Source organism: Duganella sp. P38, assembly GCF_050859475.1.
Lineage (GTDB): Bacteria > Pseudomonadota > Gammaproteobacteria > Burkholderiales > Burkholderiaceae_D > Rugamonas.
This window is the reverse complement of record NZ_CP193936.1, coordinates 1,008,194-1,022,989: the sequence shown is the minus strand read 5'-3', so window position 1 is coordinate 1,022,989 and position 14,796 is coordinate 1,008,194. Positions and strand designations below refer to the sequence as shown.

The 14,796-nt window shown below is 66.6% G+C and carries 11 protein-coding genes and 2 pseudogenes; 4 read left to right on the top strand and 9 right to left on the bottom strand.

All coding sequences use genetic code 11. The features are described 5' to 3' along the window. Window positions 1-35: 35 nt before the first annotated feature. Both ACRQ5J_RS04640 and ACRQ5J_RS04635 read left to right on the top strand, forming a co-directional pair. On the top strand, window positions 36-1,304 hold the full coding sequence (locus tag ACRQ5J_RS04640; RefSeq protein ID WP_432381402.1) for an acetamidase/formamidase family protein: 1,269 nt from the start codon (window positions 36-38) through the stop codon (window positions 1,302-1,304). After that, window positions 1,301-2,292 (top strand): annotated as a pseudogene (locus tag ACRQ5J_RS04635) (DUF4424 family protein). Before ACRQ5J_RS04640 ends, ACRQ5J_RS04635 begins: the two are co-directional and overlap by 4 nt. Here the strand turns inward: ACRQ5J_RS04635 and ACRQ5J_RS04630 are convergent. The 5 genes from ACRQ5J_RS04630 to ACRQ5J_RS04610 form a co-directional block, all read right to left on the bottom strand. Then, window positions 2,289-3,890: a methyl-accepting chemotaxis protein gene (locus ACRQ5J_RS04630; RefSeq protein ID WP_432381400.1), complete on the bottom strand. Its 1,602-nt coding sequence runs from the start codon at window positions 3,888-3,890 to the stop codon at window positions 2,289-2,291. The pseudogene ACRQ5J_RS04635 and the gene ACRQ5J_RS04630 overlap by 4 nt on opposite strands. A gap of 116 nt (window positions 3,891-4,006) precedes the next feature. Then, window positions 4,007-4,678, bottom strand: a complete 672-nt coding sequence (locus tag ACRQ5J_RS04625) for a hypothetical protein (protein ID WP_432381398.1) — start codon at window positions 4,676-4,678, stop codon at window positions 4,007-4,009. Beyond that, the gene (locus ACRQ5J_RS04620; RefSeq protein WP_432381396.1) at window positions 4,675-5,055 is read right to left on the bottom strand and encodes a hypothetical protein; all 381 of its coding nucleotides are present in this window, start codon (window positions 5,053-5,055) and stop codon (window positions 4,675-4,677) included. The genes ACRQ5J_RS04625 and ACRQ5J_RS04620 overlap by 4 nt, the downstream gene beginning before the upstream one ends. Window positions 5,056-5,064: 9 nt before the next feature. After that, the gene (locus ACRQ5J_RS04615; protein WP_432381395.1) at window positions 5,065-5,544 is read right to left on the bottom strand and encodes a hypothetical protein; all 480 of its coding nucleotides are present in this window, start codon (window positions 5,542-5,544) and stop codon (window positions 5,065-5,067) included. 60 nt (window positions 5,545-5,604) lie between these two features. Beyond that, window positions 5,605-6,138 carry a YgjV family protein gene (locus tag ACRQ5J_RS04610; RefSeq protein ID WP_432381394.1) on the bottom strand — a complete coding sequence of 178 codons (534 nt, stop codon included), beginning with the start codon at window positions 6,136-6,138 and terminating at the stop codon, window positions 5,605-5,607. 132 nt (window positions 6,139-6,270) lie between these two features. Here ACRQ5J_RS04610 and ACRQ5J_RS04605 point away from each other — a divergent pair, with 132 nt between their 5' ends. After that, the gene (locus ACRQ5J_RS04605) at window positions 6,271-8,280 is read left to right on the top strand and encodes a S9 family peptidase (protein ID WP_432381393.1); all 2,010 of its coding nucleotides are present in this window, start codon (window positions 6,271-6,273) and stop codon (window positions 8,278-8,280) included. Between the two features lie 197 nt (window positions 8,281-8,477). Here the strand turns inward: ACRQ5J_RS04605 and ACRQ5J_RS04600 are convergent. The 4 genes and pseudogenes from ACRQ5J_RS04600 to ACRQ5J_RS04585 all read right to left on the bottom strand — a co-directional run. After that, a pseudogene (locus ACRQ5J_RS04600) lies at window positions 8,478-9,047 on the bottom strand (OmpA family protein); the annotation flags it as partial. Window positions 9,048-9,178: 131 nt separating this feature from the next. Continuing rightward, complete coding sequence (locus tag ACRQ5J_RS04595) at window positions 9,179-9,616, bottom strand: hypothetical protein (protein WP_432381392.1); 438 nt, start codon at window positions 9,614-9,616, stop codon at window positions 9,179-9,181. Window positions 9,617-9,691: 75 nt separating this feature from the next. After that, window positions 9,692-10,699 carry a LacI family DNA-binding transcriptional regulator gene (locus ACRQ5J_RS04590; protein ID WP_432381391.1) on the bottom strand — a complete coding sequence of 336 codons (1,008 nt, stop codon included), beginning with the start codon at window positions 10,697-10,699 and terminating at the stop codon, window positions 9,692-9,694. Beyond that, window positions 10,686-11,501, bottom strand: coding sequence for a polysaccharide deacetylase family protein (locus tag ACRQ5J_RS04585; RefSeq protein WP_432381389.1), 816 nt, complete (start codon window positions 11,499-11,501; stop codon window positions 10,686-10,688). Before ACRQ5J_RS04585 ends, ACRQ5J_RS04590 begins: the two co-directional genes overlap by 14 nt. 206 nt (window positions 11,502-11,707) lie before the next feature. Between ACRQ5J_RS04585 and ACRQ5J_RS04580 the strand changes: the two genes are divergently transcribed. Then, entirely contained in the window at window positions 11,708-14,719 is a 3,012-nt protein-coding gene (locus tag ACRQ5J_RS04580; RefSeq protein WP_432381388.1) for a TonB-dependent receptor, read from the top strand. Window positions 14,720-14,796: the final 77 nt, after the last annotated feature.

The window sequence follows — 14,796 nt, the reverse complement described above, 5'->3', positions numbered from 1 at the left end:
ATGATGGCCTGATGACAACCTGACGGGGCCAGACCATGCGCAGCGCACTGTTTCTATCGTTACTGGCCGTGGCCATGCCGGCAAGCGCGGCCGAAGACTGGCTGTTGCAGCTGGACCGTTGGGGCAATCCGTCAGCGATGACGCTGCATTTGCAGGACGACGGCGGCAAGCTCTCCGGCACGCTCGGCGGCGATGCGCTGACCGGCACGCGCAAGCAGGGACGCCTGCTGCTCGACGTGGTCGATAAGGCCGGCAAGCGCTACCGCTACACCGGCAGCGCCAGCGCCGACCTCCTGCAAGGCAGCGCCGATTTCCCCGATACCAATGACGCTGCGGCGCGCGCCACGCATGCGTTCAGCGCGCGCCGCCTGCCGGAGCGGACTTCCGCCGGGCCGCAACGGCATGCGTACCAGCCCAAGGACTATGCCAACGCCTTCAGCCCGACACGGGCGCCGGTGCTGACCATCTGGCCGGGCGACACCGTCGATACCACCACCGTCGATTCCGGCGGCGTCGACGAGCGCGGCGTGACGCGCGCGCTGTATGGCAATCCGCAGACCGGCCCGTTTTTCGTCATGGGCGCCGAGGCCGGCGATACGCTGGTGATCCACCTGCTGAAGCTGACGCTGAACCGCGATTACGCCGACAGCCTGGACGCCATTGTCGGCCGCGCCCAGAGCACCGGCGTGGCGGCGCGCGCAACCGCGCTGGGCCAGCCGGTGCGCTGGCAGCTGGACCGCGCGCGCGGCGTGGCGCGTCCGGCGCAGGCCGGTCCCGCTTTGCGCCATCTGGCGGTGCCGCTGCGGCCGATGCTGGGCGGGCTGGCGGTGGCGCCGCCCGACGGGCCGGCGGTGTCGAGCGGCGACACCGGCCGCTTCGGCGGCAATATGGATTTCAACGAGGTGGTCGAGGGCAACAAGGTATACCTGCCGGTGCAGCAGCCCGGCGCCCTGCTCTACCTCGGCGACGCCCACGCGCTGCAGGGCGATGGCGAAACCGCGCAGTACGCGCTGGAGACGTCGATGGCGGTCAGCTTCCGCGTCGAACTCATCAAGGGCAAGGCGATCGGCCTGCCGCGCGTCGAGTCGCCGACGCGGATCATGACGCTGGGCCAGGCCGGCTCGCTGGACGAGGCGCTGCGCCAGGCCACCGCCGGCATGACGCAGTGGCTGCAACAGGATTACGGCCTGACGCTGGCCGAGAGCGCTATAGTGTTGGGCAGCGCGGTCGCATACACTGTCGCCAACCTGGCAGGACGCAGTGTCGGCGTCGCCGCAAAGATCAAGAAAGAGCTGTTACCATGAAATTACTGCCTGCGGCGGCCATGCTGCTGCCCGCGCTGGCCGGCGCCAATGACGGCATCGGCGGCGTCAGCGCCGGCGGCATCGTGTTCGGCAAGACCGACGCCATCGCCATGAAGAAGGAGGTGCTGACCGTCAGCCACCAGCTGATCAGCGTCGACTACGAGTTCGTCAACGAGTCGGCGCGCGCGCTGGAGGAAAGCATCGTCTTCCCGCTGCCGCCCTACGCCGCCACCAACCTGCCGAGCGATACCTATTACGGCCAGCCCGCCAATTTTTCGATCACGGTGGATGGCAAGCCGGTCGGCTTTCGCACCGTGGTGCGGGCGCTGCTCGGGGGGAGGATGTGACCGCGCAGCTGCACGGCGCCGGCATCAGCGATGCGCAGATCGCCAACCATGAGCGCTTCGCCACGCGGGCCGCGGTGGCGCCGCTGAGCGCCGCGCAGCGCCAGCGCCTGCTCGACCTGAAGCTGATCGGCCCGGGGCCGAGCGACGAGCAGGAGCCGCTGTGGGAGGTGCAGGTCAACTATGTGTGGCAGCAGCGCTTCCCGGCCGGGCAGACGGTGCGGGTGCACCACGCGTACCGGCCGTTCGTGTCGACCGGCCCGGCCCACTGGGGCATGGACGGCGACACCGCCAACCGCTATTGCGCCGACGCCGCTTTCCTGAACGGCTGGCGGCGGCTGGCGGCGCGCAACGCCGGCCCTGACGGGGCCTACCCTTATCTGCGCGCGGCCAAGGTGGCGTACATCCTCCAGACCGGCAACACGTGGAAGAACGGTATCGAGGATTTCACGCTGAACATCGTCAAGCAGTCGCCGGCGGAGCTGGTCAGCCTGTGCTTCCCCGGCACGTTCCAGAAGACCGATGCGCGCACTTTCCAGCTGCGCCTGCGTAACTTCCGGCCGAGCGCCGACCTCGAGGTCTACTTCGGCAATATCGACGCCGACGGCGAGCCCGGCGACGGCGTCATGCCGCGCGTGAACTAGGCGGCCAGCAGCGCCAGCGGGCGGCCCGGCGCATGCGCCGCCGGCGCCGATGGGCCGTCGAGCTTGAACACCGAGACGGCGCCGGACAGCGCCGCGGCCTGCTCCTGCATCGCCGCCGCCGCCGCCGAGGCCTGCTCGACCAGCGCCGCATTCTGCTGCGTGACATTGTCCATCTCGGCCACGGCGTGGTTGATCTGCTCGATGCCGGCGCTTTGCTCCTGCGAGGCGGCGCTGATTTCGCCCATGATGTCGGTGACGTGGCGGATGCTGTGCACGATGTCCTGCATGGTGGCGCCGGCCTGGTCGACCAGCTGCGTGCCGGCGCTGACCTGCGCCACCGAGCCGTCGATCAGCACCTTGATTTCCTTGGCGGCGGCGGCGCTGCGCTGGGCCAGTGTGCGCACTTCCTGCGCCACCACGGCAAAGCCGCGCCCGTGCTCGCCGGCGCGCGCCGCCTCGACCGCCGCGTTCAGCGCCAGGATGTTGGTCTGGAAGGCGATGCCGTCGATGACGCCGATGATCTCGGCGATCTGGCGCGACGAGGCGTTGATCGAGTCCATGGTGCGCACCACCTGCGCCACCACGTCGCCGCCCTTGCTGGCCACTGCCGAGGCGGTGGCGGCCAGGCCGTTGGCGCGCTGGGCGTTGTCGGCGTTCTGCCGCACGGTCGAGGTCAGTTCTTCCATCGAGGCGGCCGTCTGTTGCAGCGCGCTGGCTTGCTGCTCGGTGCGCGCCGACAGGTCGAGGTTGCCGGCGGCGATTTGCGACGAGGCGCTGCCGATCGAGACCGTGCCTTCGCGCACTTCGCCGACGATGCGCACCAGGCCGTCGTTCATGTGGCGCAGCGCGGCCAGCAGCTGGGCGGTTTCGTCGTTGCCGTGGATTTCGATATTGCTGCTCAGGTCGCCGGCGGCGACGGTGTTGGCCACCGTGACGGCCTGTTGCAGCGGGGTGGTGATCGAGCGCGCGATCCACCAGCCGAGGCCGGCGGCCAGCAGCAGCGCGCCGGCGCCCAGGCCCAGCATCAGCACGCGGCTGTCGGCGTAGGTCTCGGCGGCGGCGTCGCTGTAGCGGTTCATGCGCGCGACCTGGAAGGCGATCATTTCGTCCATGGTGGCCTGGTAGTTCTTGAAGATCGGCCGCAGCGTGCCGTTCAGGTAGGCTTTCTGCTCGGCCTCGCTGGCGTGGTCGATCAGGCCCAGCATGTGGGCAACGCCGGCCTTGTACTGGGCGTTGGCGTCCAGCGCCCGTTGCAGGATGGCTTTGCCCTGCGGCAGGTAGAGGTTGTGCTGCAGCCAGTCCAGCTTGGCCTGCAGTTGCTGTTGCGCCTGGGCGATGTTGGCGCGCTGCTGGCGGCGGTCGTCGGCGTTGTCGCTGAGCATGGTGTTGCGCAGGGCGATGGCAATGCTGTTGGCCTCGGTCAGCGACTGCGTGGCCTGGAACGATTTCGGCAGCGCGTCCTTGACGATGGCGCGGGTGCCGTCGTTGACCTTGCCGAGCACGCTGATGCCGATGCCGATGCAGGCCAGCAGGATGAGGATCATGGCGGCGGCGTTGGCGGCCAGCCGGGCGCCGATGTTGAAGCGGGAGATGTGCATGTGATTCACCTTTTCGTCTGGTTTCATTGCACAGCATAGCTTTTTGCCGCACGGCAAATCTTTGATCTAGATCAAGAAGTTATTTCCCGAATGAAATTTTCATTACTAGCCAGATACTAGCGACTGCGGCCGGGACGCAGCCACAGCTCGCGCTGCTGTAGTGGCGTGGCCGGCGACAGCAAGACGTTGCGCAATTCAAACACGCGGCGCTTGTCGAGCGCGGAGCGGGCCAGCATGGCGCCGTAGTAGTCGTGGAATACGCGGCTGAAGCTGCCGTCGGCCAGCATCGCCTCGAGGCCGCGCCGCAGCGCGCCGGCCAGCGCGGTGTTGGCCGGGTTGACGAAGAAGTAGAACGCGCTGGGGTAGTGCAGCGCCAGGCCGGGCGCCACCGCCAGGCCCTGGCCGGCGAAGGCGGCGGCTTCGTTCCAGACTTCGAACACGGCGCGCGGGAAGTAGTCGACCCGGCCCGATTGCAGCATTTTGAACATGCCGGCGTAGTCGGAGGCGGTTTGCACGCGGTAGTGGTTGGCGCGCAGGATGTCGGTGTCGGGCCAGTCGTGGCCTTGCAACGCGTCCAGCGCTTGCAGGTCGGCCGGCTGGCGGATCGCGGCGAAGCGGGCGGCGTCGCTGGCGCGGATCAGCAGCAGGCGCCAGCCGATCAGGCCCATGTCGAGCGGGATGCGGATCGGCAGCAGGTCGCGCTCGCGCTGCTGCGAGGCCATGGTCCAGGCGATGTCGATGACGCGGCCGTTTTTCAGCTCGGCCAGCGCGCGGTTCTGGCGCATCATGACGGGGTGGCCTGCAGCCGGTACGGCTGGCCGGCGCGCGCCAGCGCCAGGCGCAGCAGCCGCACCGGATAGTGTTCGGCGCCCCGGCCGTGGCCTTCGGCTTCCGACTGCGGATAGCGCACCAGCGGCGCGGCGGCGGTGGCGATTGCGGCGGCGCGGACAGCGACAGGACCGGGGCCGGTGGCGGCGGGAGCGGCGGCGGGGCCCGGCGAGGGGCCGGTGGCAGCGGGAGCGGCGGCGGTGGCGGCGGTGACGGCGGTAGCGGCGGTGGCAGAGGCGGCAGCGGCGGTGGCGGCGGCAGCGGCGACGCTGGCTCCGACCTGCGCGCCACCGAGCGCGAGCGCGCTGCCGAGCACGAACTGGCGGCGGTCCGGCATGCCGGCGGCTTAGCCTTGGCGGGCGGCCAGGCGGGCGCGCAGTTCCTTGATTTCGGCGGCGTAGTTGTCGCGCGCGGTGACGGCGCCAACCAGTTCCATCTCGGCCGCCAGGCGGGCGTCCGACAGTGCCGCCTGGGCGGCGACGTTGCGTTCCAGTTGCGCGCGCAAATCGGCCAGCTGGGCGTCCTTGCCTTCGATCGCCAGCTGATCCTTGGCCTTGCCGACCAAGGCGTCGGTGGCGATGGTGCGGGCGTTGCGCAGCTCGGCCATCAGTTGCTCGATTTCCTCGTCGCGCGCGGCCGCTCTAGCCTGGGCGGCGTCGCGCGCGGCGCCGACTTCGGCCAGCTCGGCGCGCGCCGCTTCCAGCTCGCCCTCGCTGCGCGCCAGATGCGCGCGCGGGCCGGCGCTGGCTTCCTCGGCCGCGCGCTGCACCCAGTCGCCCAGCGCGCTGACGATCGCTTCAGGAATTTCCAGTTTGGCGGCGGACATGGGCACTCCAATCAAAATAGAGTCCATACAATACCGCACGCATTGCCAACAGGCAAGAACTCAGGCGGCTTTGGCCGATGCCGGCGCCGGGCGCCGGCGCGCCATGCGGACGATGGTGCCGGCGTTGACGCAGGCCACCACCACTTCCAGCGCCGTGCCGCCGACCGAGCCGGCGATGACGTTGTTGGCGATCCACAGGCAGGTGCCGCACAACATCAGCAGCCGCATCGGGATGCCTTGCAGCAGGAACAAGGCCAGCGTGCCGAGGCACGATGCGCCCAGCGGCAGCCAGTCGGCCGGCTGCCGGGCCAGCGCCAGGCCGAGCGCGACGTTGGCCGCCACCACCAGCGCCGCCACCCACAGCGCGCGGGTGCGCAGCGCCAGCAGCGAGCGCAGCAGGGACATGCTGGCGCTGGCCACGGCGGTCGGGTTGCCGAGTAGGCCGAAGTGGACAACATAGGCCAGGCATTCGCCCGCCATCAGCAGTTTGAAGCGGCGGTCGTCCGTTTGCAGGAAGGAGCCGACCCCGAGCGCGAACGCCACGTAGCCGACGCACTGCGCCGGCGAGAACCAATCGATTATCATGGCCGGCATGATACGCGATCGCGCAGCCTGTGCCGGCCAAGCCGCCGTTGGTCGCGGCTGCGTGCACTCTGTCGCGCCGGCCGCCCGCGGCGATGCAAACTTGCTATGCTTGCCGTTCCACCACTGATGAAGAGGGAAACAATGATCCGCTCTGCCTTGCCTGCCCTGCTGCTTGCCAGCGTGTTGCCCGTGTACGCCCAGTCCCCTGCCGAGGTGCCGCTGATCGAGCGCGCCAAGATTTTCGGCAATCCCAGCAAGACCGGCGCCAAGCTCAGTCCGGACGGCAAGTGGCTGTCGTGGATCGCGCCGCGCGACGGCGTGCTCAATCTGTGGGTGGCGCCGACCAGCGATCTGACCCAGGCGCGGCCGCTGACCGACGAGCGCAAGCGGCCGCTGCGCAACAGCTTCTGGGCGCCCGATTCCAGCGCGGTGCTGTTCATCCAGGACAAGGGCGGCGACGAGAATTTCCTGCTGTACGGCGTCAATCTCGCCAGCGGCAAGCAGACCAATTACACGCCGTTCGACAAGACGCGGGCGTCGGTGCTGCATATCAGCAGCAAGGTCAAGGACCGCATCCTGGTCGGCATCAATAACCGCGATCCGAAGTGGCACGACGTCTACAGCCTGGAGCTGGCCACCGGCAAGCTGACGCTGGTGCGGCAGAACGACGGCTACGGCGGCTTCATCGCCGACGACCAGCTGCAGCTGCGCATCGCCGAGCAGCCGCGCGCCGACGGCGGCACCCGCTATTTCCGCATCAGCGGCGCTCAGGTCGAGCGCACGCCGCTACTCGAGGTGGGGCTGGACGATGCGCAGACCACCACGCCGTGGGGCTTTACCGCCGACGGCGCCACGCTGTACTGGACCGATGCGCGCCAGCGCAACACTGCCGCGTTGATCGCCCAGGATGTGGCCAGCGGCAAGACCCGCGTGGTGGCCGAGGACGCGCGCGCCGATATCAGCGGCGCCATCACCGACAAGCGCACCGGCCAGGTGCTGGCGTATAGCGTCGATTACCTGAAACAGGAGTATGTGCCGCTCAACGATGCGCTGCGCGCCGACCTGGCCTTCCTCCGGCAGCAGACCCAGGGCCAGTTCAGCATCGGCTCGCGCACCGAGGCCGACGACAAGTGGGTGGTGCAGGTCGATCCGGTCACCGCGCCGGCCTCGACCTGGCTGTACGACCGCCCCACCAAACAGCTGACCCGGCTCTACGTCAGCCGGCCGGAACTCGACGGGGCGCCGCTGGTGGCCATGCATCCGCACGAGATCAAGGCGCGCGACGGCCTGACGCTGGTGTCCTACCTGAGCTTGCCAAAGGCGGTTGATCCGGACGGCAGCGGCAAGGCCGGCCAGCCGGTGCCGCTGGTGCTGTTCGTGCACGGCGGGCCGTGGGCGCGCGACAGTTATGGCTACCATTCTTACCACCAGTGGCTGGCCAACCGCGGCTATGCGGTGCTGTCGGTCAATTACCGCGGCTCGACCGGCTTCGGCAAGAATTTCATCTCGGCCGCCGACCTGCAGTGGGGCCGCAAGATGCACGACGACCTGATCGACGCGGTGCAGTGGGCGGTCAGGCAGGGCGTGACCAGCGCGGACAAGGTGGCCATCATGGGCGGCTCCTACGGCGGCTACGCGACGCTGGCCGGGCTGACGTTTACGCCGACCACCTTTGCCTGCGGCGTCGATATCGTCGGGCCGTCCAATCTGTTCACGCTGCTGCAGACGATTCCGCCGTACTGGGAGGCCGGCAAGCAGCAGTTCTACAAGCGCATGGGCGATCCGACCACCGAGGCCGGCCGCGCGCTGCTGAAGGAGCGTTCGCCGCTGAACTATGCGGCCGATATTCAGCGGCCGTTGCTGATCGGCCAGGGCGCCAACGATCCGCGCGTGAATGTGCGCGAGTCAGAGCAGATTGTGCAGGCGATGGCGGCCCGGAAGATTCCGGTCACTTATGTCGAGTTCCCGGACGAGGGGCATGGCTTTGCGCGTCCGGTCAACAATATCGCTTTTGCCGCGGTGACCGAGAATTTCCTGGCCAAGTGCCTCGGCGGCCGCGCCGAGCCGATCGGCGGCGCCGTTAAGGCGTCGACCGCGCAGGTCAAGCATGGCGCCGAATTCGCGCCGGGCCTGGCCGAGGCGATCCGGTAGGCCGCCGCCCGTCGTTCCCGCGCAGGCGGGAACGACGGGAAGTGGCCAGTTGGCGGTTCAGGCTTTGGTTTGCTCAGGCGGGAGCGCGGGCGCAGGTTGCGCCTCTGCGTTTTCTTGAATTTCATTTTGATCTCCACCCGCCGATTGACTGCCAGGCATTCGGACAGCGTCGCCTTCACCGGCCAGTCCTTGCATAGCGTTTTGGGCTCGCGCGCCCCATGCCCCTCCGACAGTATGAAGTTGTCAGGGACGTCCGCTTTCACGTTTGATTTCGTTAATTGCAGCTTTATATATGCCTCAACCAGAGATGCAATCGCTTTGGCACGGTCTTTGGCGAGCTGATTGTTTTTTGCAGCCCCGCCCGGATACCCAAGCGGATCGGCATGCCCGACAATGCGAACTTCCTGAATGATGTCAAAGTTTTCAGCGATGACTTTCATCATATCGTCCAGGTCAGTGCCGGTCTCGGGAGGCTGAGCGCGCTCGTTCCGATCTGCCAACTGATCGGAACCTTGCAGGAAGATGACATCGCCGCTCAACTCAAAGCAGCGTTCGGATGGGCCGTATTTGCGCACAAAGGCAACCCCTTCCCGCTTAAGTTCCACTTCTACCCTATTCGTGGCGTCGATAGGTACGCCGACCAAGGTACGCTCGCCGATGCCGTGCCAAAGCAACGTTACCCCGTGCACCAATCGGTCGGCCGCTCCGCTCACGGTACTGCACCCAAGCACCGGCAGATGTCGTCCACCGACCGCGCTAACCAGCATATTGTAATTTTCCTCGCTGAGTTTAAGGGTGACATTTTCGTCTCTGAGGCCAAGATTTTCCATGACATAGCTTTGATTCAATTCCCTCACCACGGCCGGTGCCGCCAGAATTGGGAACACCGCTATGCCAATCAGCATCGCGTAAATGAACGCAGTTTGACGGCGGCGCCCTGACTCCACCCAGTCGATAAGCAGGTGAAGAAAAAGCCTGCCATCGTGAAGGCGCAGAAAGCTGTGGCCAACAGAATCAATTCAGAAAGCCAGACAAACACCGCAAACACGCCCAGCGCCAGGAAAACGAGGATGCCGGTGACCAAGCAGCGCCCCATGCATCCGCCACGCCAGGCCGACGCGAGCAGACGGACCAGCAGCCATCCAATGAGTACCAATACTGCGTACGCAAGGCCAAATGCTAACGCCACCGCAAAGAAGAAAATACTGTCGCCGAGGGTCAGTCCAGCAGGTACGTAATGGATAGAGAAAAACATGTAGGCCAGCGTGGCTGTGACGCCCAGGAACAACGCAAATTTGGCGAGAAAATCGCCAAATGATTTCAGATCATCAAGCATATATTTAATATAATGTTGCTAATATTAAAAATATTAACACCATTAAAAAATAAATGCAAAAAAGAAATATTTATTTCAAATTGCGCGGGTCAGCGAGGCGCGCAGCGTCATCGTTACCGGGTAGTTGCGGCTGACCGGACGCTGCAGGCCGTAACAGCGGTTGAGCAGGTGGCTGACGCCGTTCTGCGTCATTTCGCGCCACGGCAGGTGCACCGTGCTCAGGCGCGGCGCCGCGAATTCGGCGGTCGGCGTGTCGTCGTAGCCGATCACCGAGATTTCGTGCGGCACCCGCACGCCGGCTTCCTGGAAGTACGATAGCGCGCCGGCCGCCATTTCGTCGTTGGCGCAGAACATCGCCGTGCAGCGCCGCCCCGCCGTCTGCAATTCCTTGGCGGCCGACCAGCCGCCGGCCGGCGAGAAGTCCTTTTCCACCATCCACAGCTGCGCCGGGTCGACGCCGGCCGCCGCCAGCTCGGCCTGGAAGGCCCGCACCCGGGCGACGTTGTCCGGCAGGCTGGCCGGTCCGGCCACCAGCGCGATGGCGCGGTGGCCGTGGTCGAGCAAGGTGCGCGCGGCCAGCTTGCCGCCCAGCGCGTGGTCGACCGTGAAGCAGTGCTCGGCGATGCTGTCGACGCGGTGGTTCAGCAGCACCAGCGGCTTGGAGCGCGGCCCGGACGCCGCCACGTCCTCTTCCTGCAGCACATTGGTCATCAGGATCAGGCCGTCGCAGCCGCGTTCGAGCAGGAAGGCCATGCCTTCGATCGCCTGCTGGCGCGCGCCGCCGAGGCCGGCGCCGAAGGCCACCACCATGTGCAGCCCGGCCGCGCGCAGCTCGGTGTCGATGAGGTGCAGGATCGGCGTGTAGAAGGTGCCGCTGAGCACGGGGATATAGACGCCGATCATCTGGCTGTTGCCGGACAACAGCGTGCGCGCCGCGTGCGACGGCCGGAAGCCCAGTTCGTCGATGGCGGCGCGCACCTTGGCCAGCGTGGCCGGCGACACCGAGCCGCGCCCGCTGACCACGCGCGAGGCGGTGCCGAGGCCGACGCCGGCCAGGCGGGCCACGTCTTTAATCGTCGCCACGGTCTTGTTGCCTCACATAGGTCATGATGTTGAGCAAGGTGTCGGTCCAGTAGTGCTGCCGGTGCGCGGCCAGGTATTGCACCAGCTCGTCATGGGCGGCGCTGCTGGTGGCCAGGTGCTCGCCGCCGACGCCGTGGAAGGTGAACGTCACCAGGCGGCCGCGCGCGGCGGCCTTTTCCACCATGGCGATCAGCTGCTTGCCGCTGTGGCCGTTCGGCGCGTAGGCGTCGACCGGGATGGTGCGCAGCGCGCCGTTGGCGGCCGCCAGCAGCAGCGTGCCGCCGTGCTTGACGGCGACGAAGCTGCCCGCCACCGCCGGCAGGTAGTCGCCGTCGCCGGCCTGCGTGCTGCCGCAGGGGACGGTGAAAGTGCGCTCGCGCTGGCCGTCGATGGCGTACAGCATGGTGTTGGCCAGCGCCAGCTGGTCCTGCATCTGCGCGACGCTGGTGGTGTCGAGGTCGCGCTGCGGCCGCACCCACGCGGCCGCGCGTCCCGAGCACTGGTGGAACAGGCTGTGGTTGCCCAGCTCGTGGCCATTGCGCGCGGCCGCGCGCCACGCGTCCAGCCGCCGCTCCACGGCAGGGCTGGACAATTGCAGGTAGAAGCTGCCCTTCAGGCCGGCCCTGTCGAGCGCCGGGATGACGTGGTCGAGCTGCGTGTCGAGGGCGTCGTCGTAGCCCAGGCTGACGGCGGTCTTTTGCCCGTGCGGCCATTGGAAACCTAGGCCATCGGGCGCGGCGCCGACGGCGGGCGCCGTGCTCAGCAAGGCTGCGGCCAGCACCGCCAAAACTGTGGTTTGCATTAGAAGTGTCTCATTTTGGAAACGTTTCCCCGGCATCTTGCCCGGCTTGCCCCGCTCTGTCAACGGGGCCGGCTGCCTCATTTTACGGCAAACCAAATTGACTTGGATTTTCGATAGGTGCTATATTGACCACGGCAATTGGAAACCTTTCCAAGAAAAGGTCGTACAGGCGGTATCCAGCGTTGATAAAAACCACAGGAGATGACATGCATTATCTGAATTCACGACAAAAATTGATGACGCTGGCGGTGGCCGGCGCCTGCGCCGCAGCCGCCCTGCCGGCGGCGGCGCAACAGGCCGACGCGGCCGCGCCGCCACCGGCCGGCGCGCCGGCGCCGGCCGGCAGCGACAGCGGTAACGGCAGCGGCGCGGTGCCCAGCGTGGTGGTGACCGGCCTGCGCGCGGCGCTGCTGTCGTCGATGAACCTGAAGCGCAATTCCGACGGCATCGTCGACGGCATCGTCGCCGAGGATATCGGCAAGTTCCCCGACACCAATCTGGCCGAGTCGCTGCAACGCATTTCCGGCGTGTCGATCGACCGCTCGATCGGCGAGGGCTCGAAGATCACCGTGCGCGGCGTCGGCCCCGACTTCAATATGGTGCTGCTGAACGGGCGCCAGATGCCGACCTCGAATCTGGGCGACCTCAACGGCCGCGCCTTCGATTTCGCCAACCTGGCGTCGGAGGCGATCTCGCAGCTGCAAGTGTATAAGACCAGCCGCGCCGAGACCGCCACCGGCGGCATCGGCGCCACCGTCAACGTGATGACCGCGCGCCCGTTCGACCGCCCCGGCCTGCACGCCAGCGTCGGCGCCAAGGGCGTGTACGACCGCTCCAACGACAACCTGCCCGGCGACGTCAAGGCCAGCCGCTCGGCGACGCCCGAGGTCTCCGGCCTGTACAGCAATACCTTCGCCGACAACACCTTCGGCGTGGCGCTGACCGGCAGCTACCAGGAACGCAACCTGGGCTATAACACGGCCGCCGTGTCGAACGGCTGGAAAGGCCCGTATCTCGGTTCCAGCACGGCCGGCCCGCTGCCGCAGCCGGGCGCGCCGGGCTCGGAGCGCATCACCAACCGGCCCGGCCCGAACGATCTGTATTCGCTGCCGCAGAACCTGAATTACAATTTCAACGGCGTCAAGCGCCAGCGCACCAACGCCCAGCTGACCTTGCAGTACAAGCCGGCCGAGACGCTGACCACCACGCTCGACTACACCTATTCCGAGAACAAGATCCAGACCCGGCGCAACGACATTTCGGCCTGGTTCAATTTCGGCGATTCGACCAGCAGCTGGACCGGCGGCTCGCCGTCCAGCCCGCTGAGCTATACCGAGATCCTGCCGGCCGCCAACAGCGACATCGCCATGGGCGCGGCCGATTTCGCCACCAAGACGCAGAACAAGTCGCTCGGCTTCAACGCCGTGTGGAAGCCGTCCAGCGACCTGCGCTTCGAACTCGATACCCACCATTCGTCGGCCACCTCGGGCGCCGACAGCCCGTTCGGGTCGAGCAACACGCTGGCCACCGCCAGCTTTAGCCGCGGCAACACGACTGTCGACTTCAGCAAGGATTTCCCCGTGCTCAGCATCCAGGGCGCCGATTTCGTCAGCGACGCCAAGCGCCAGCAGGTGACCGGCTCGGTGTTTACCAACCAGTATATGCGCGGCGAGGTCGAGCAGCACCAGCTCAAGGGCGCGTGGAAGCTGCTGGAGGCGTCCGAGCTGAAGTTCGGCGTCAATTACGCCAAGGTCGACAACCGTTCGGCGTTCTCCAACAACCAGCGCGATACCTGGGGCGGCGCCACCAAGCCGTCCGATTATCCGAGCAGCGTGTGGCACCAGCAGAGCCTGCGCCAGTACTTCGACCAGATCGACGGCAGCGGCAACCCGGCGCTGTTCAACCAGTTCTACACGTTCAATTTCGACCAGGTGCGCAAGCTGGCGGCGGCCGCCTCGGGCCTGCCGGCCATGTACCTGCCGAAGACCACCTTCGACAACGACGCCCGCACCGGCGAGAAGTCCAAGGCCGCCTTCGTCCAGTTCAATACCGACTGGGACACGCCGATGCCGATCCGCACCGCCATCGGCGTGCGCTACGAGAAGACCGACGTGGTGTCGACCGCGCTGGTGCCGGCCGCCACCGGCATCGACTGGGGCTCGCAGAACGAGCTGCCGATCATCTTCGGCAATCCGACCTTCACCACGCTGAGCGGCTCCTACCACCACCTGCTGCCGAGCTTTGACTCGGACATCGAGCTGACGCCGAACCAGAAGCTGCGCTTCAGCCTGGGCGAGACCATCGGCCGCCCGCGCTACGACCAGATCCAGGGCGGCCAGACGCTGGACCGGCTGGTGCGCGTCGACGGCGGCACCGGCTCGCAGGGCAATCCGGCGCTGAAGCCGGTCAAGTCGAAGAACCTGGACCTGTCGTACGAGTGGTATTACGGCAAGCAGAACTTCTTCTCGCTCGGCTACTTCCGCAAGAACCTGGACAACTACGCCGGCCAGACGCAGTTCGACGCCACGCCGTTCAACCTGCACACGCCGGTCGGCGGCGCGTTCTGGAACGAGGCGCTGGCCAATGGCTGCGGCAAGGCCGACACCACCTGCATCCGCAACTTCATCCTGCGCAAGTACAACGGCCAGAGCGGCGTGACCATGACCGGCACCGACGCCTCCGGCAACGCCACCGGCTCGATCGTCGGCCAGCCCGGCGATCCGGTCGCGCATTTCCGCATCAATTCCTTCTCCAACCAGAAGAAGGCCAGCCTCGACGGGCTGGAGGTGAACCTGCAACATATGTTCGGCGACAGCGGCTTCGGCGTGTCGACCAACTACACCTATGTCAATTCGGGCCTGAAGTACGACGATAACAAGGTCGGCGAGCAGTTCGCGCTGGTCGGGCTGTCGAATTCGGCCAACGTGGTCGGCATCTACGAGGACAAGAAGTTCAACGCGCGGCTGGCCTACAACTGGCGCGGCAAGTTCCTGTCGTCGACCTTCGACGGCGCGGGGCCGAACCCGCAGTATGTCGAGGCGTATGGCCAGGTCGACATCAGCCTCGGCTACCAGTTCAACGAGCGCCTGAGCTTCCAGCTGGAGGGCATCAACATCACCAACGAGATCCAGCGCGTGCATAGCCGCACCAGGCAACAGCTGGAATCGGTGACCCAGGCCGGGCCGCGTTACATGATAGGCGCCCGTTATAAGTTCTGAGCAACGTTGTAGCGGCACCACGCGCTGCGCAAAGCCGCTGATACTCAGCGGCTTTTTGCGTATTCTGGGTTAAACTT

Excerpts from the sequence above, each read along its gene's own strand:
- ACRQ5J_RS04625 (WP_432381398.1), bottom strand. The coding sequence starts at position 4,678 with ATGATGCGCCAGAACCGCGCGCTGGCCGAGCTGAAAAACGGCCGCGTC.
- ACRQ5J_RS04610 (WP_432381394.1), bottom strand. The coding sequence starts at position 6,138 with ATGCCGGCCATGATAATCGATTGGTTCTCGCCGGCGCAGTGCGTCGGC.
- ACRQ5J_RS04595 (WP_432381392.1), bottom strand. The coding sequence starts at position 9,616 with ATGCTTGATGATCTGAAATCATTTGGCGATTTTCTCGCCAAATTTGCG.
- ACRQ5J_RS04580 (WP_432381388.1), top strand. The coding sequence starts at position 11,708 with ATGCATTATCTGAATTCACGACAAAAATTGATGACGCTGGCGGTGGCC.
- ACRQ5J_RS04615 (WP_432381395.1), bottom strand. The coding sequence starts at position 5,544 with ATGTCCGCCGCCAAACTGGAAATTCCTGAAGCGATCGTCAGCGCGCTG.
- ACRQ5J_RS04640 (WP_432381402.1), top strand. The coding sequence starts at position 36 with ATGCGCAGCGCACTGTTTCTATCGTTACTGGCCGTGGCCATGCCGGCA.
- ACRQ5J_RS04585 (WP_432381389.1), bottom strand. The coding sequence starts at position 11,501 with ATGCAAACCACAGTTTTGGCGGTGCTGGCCGCAGCCTTGCTGAGCACG.
- ACRQ5J_RS04605 (WP_432381393.1), top strand. The coding sequence starts at position 6,271 with ATGATCCGCTCTGCCTTGCCTGCCCTGCTGCTTGCCAGCGTGTTGCCC.
- ACRQ5J_RS04630 (WP_432381400.1), bottom strand. The coding sequence starts at position 3,890 with ATGCACATCTCCCGCTTCAACATCGGCGCCCGGCTGGCCGCCAACGCC.
- ACRQ5J_RS04620 (WP_432381396.1), bottom strand. The coding sequence starts at position 5,055 with ATGCCGGACCGCCGCCAGTTCGTGCTCGGCAGCGCGCTCGCGCTCGGT.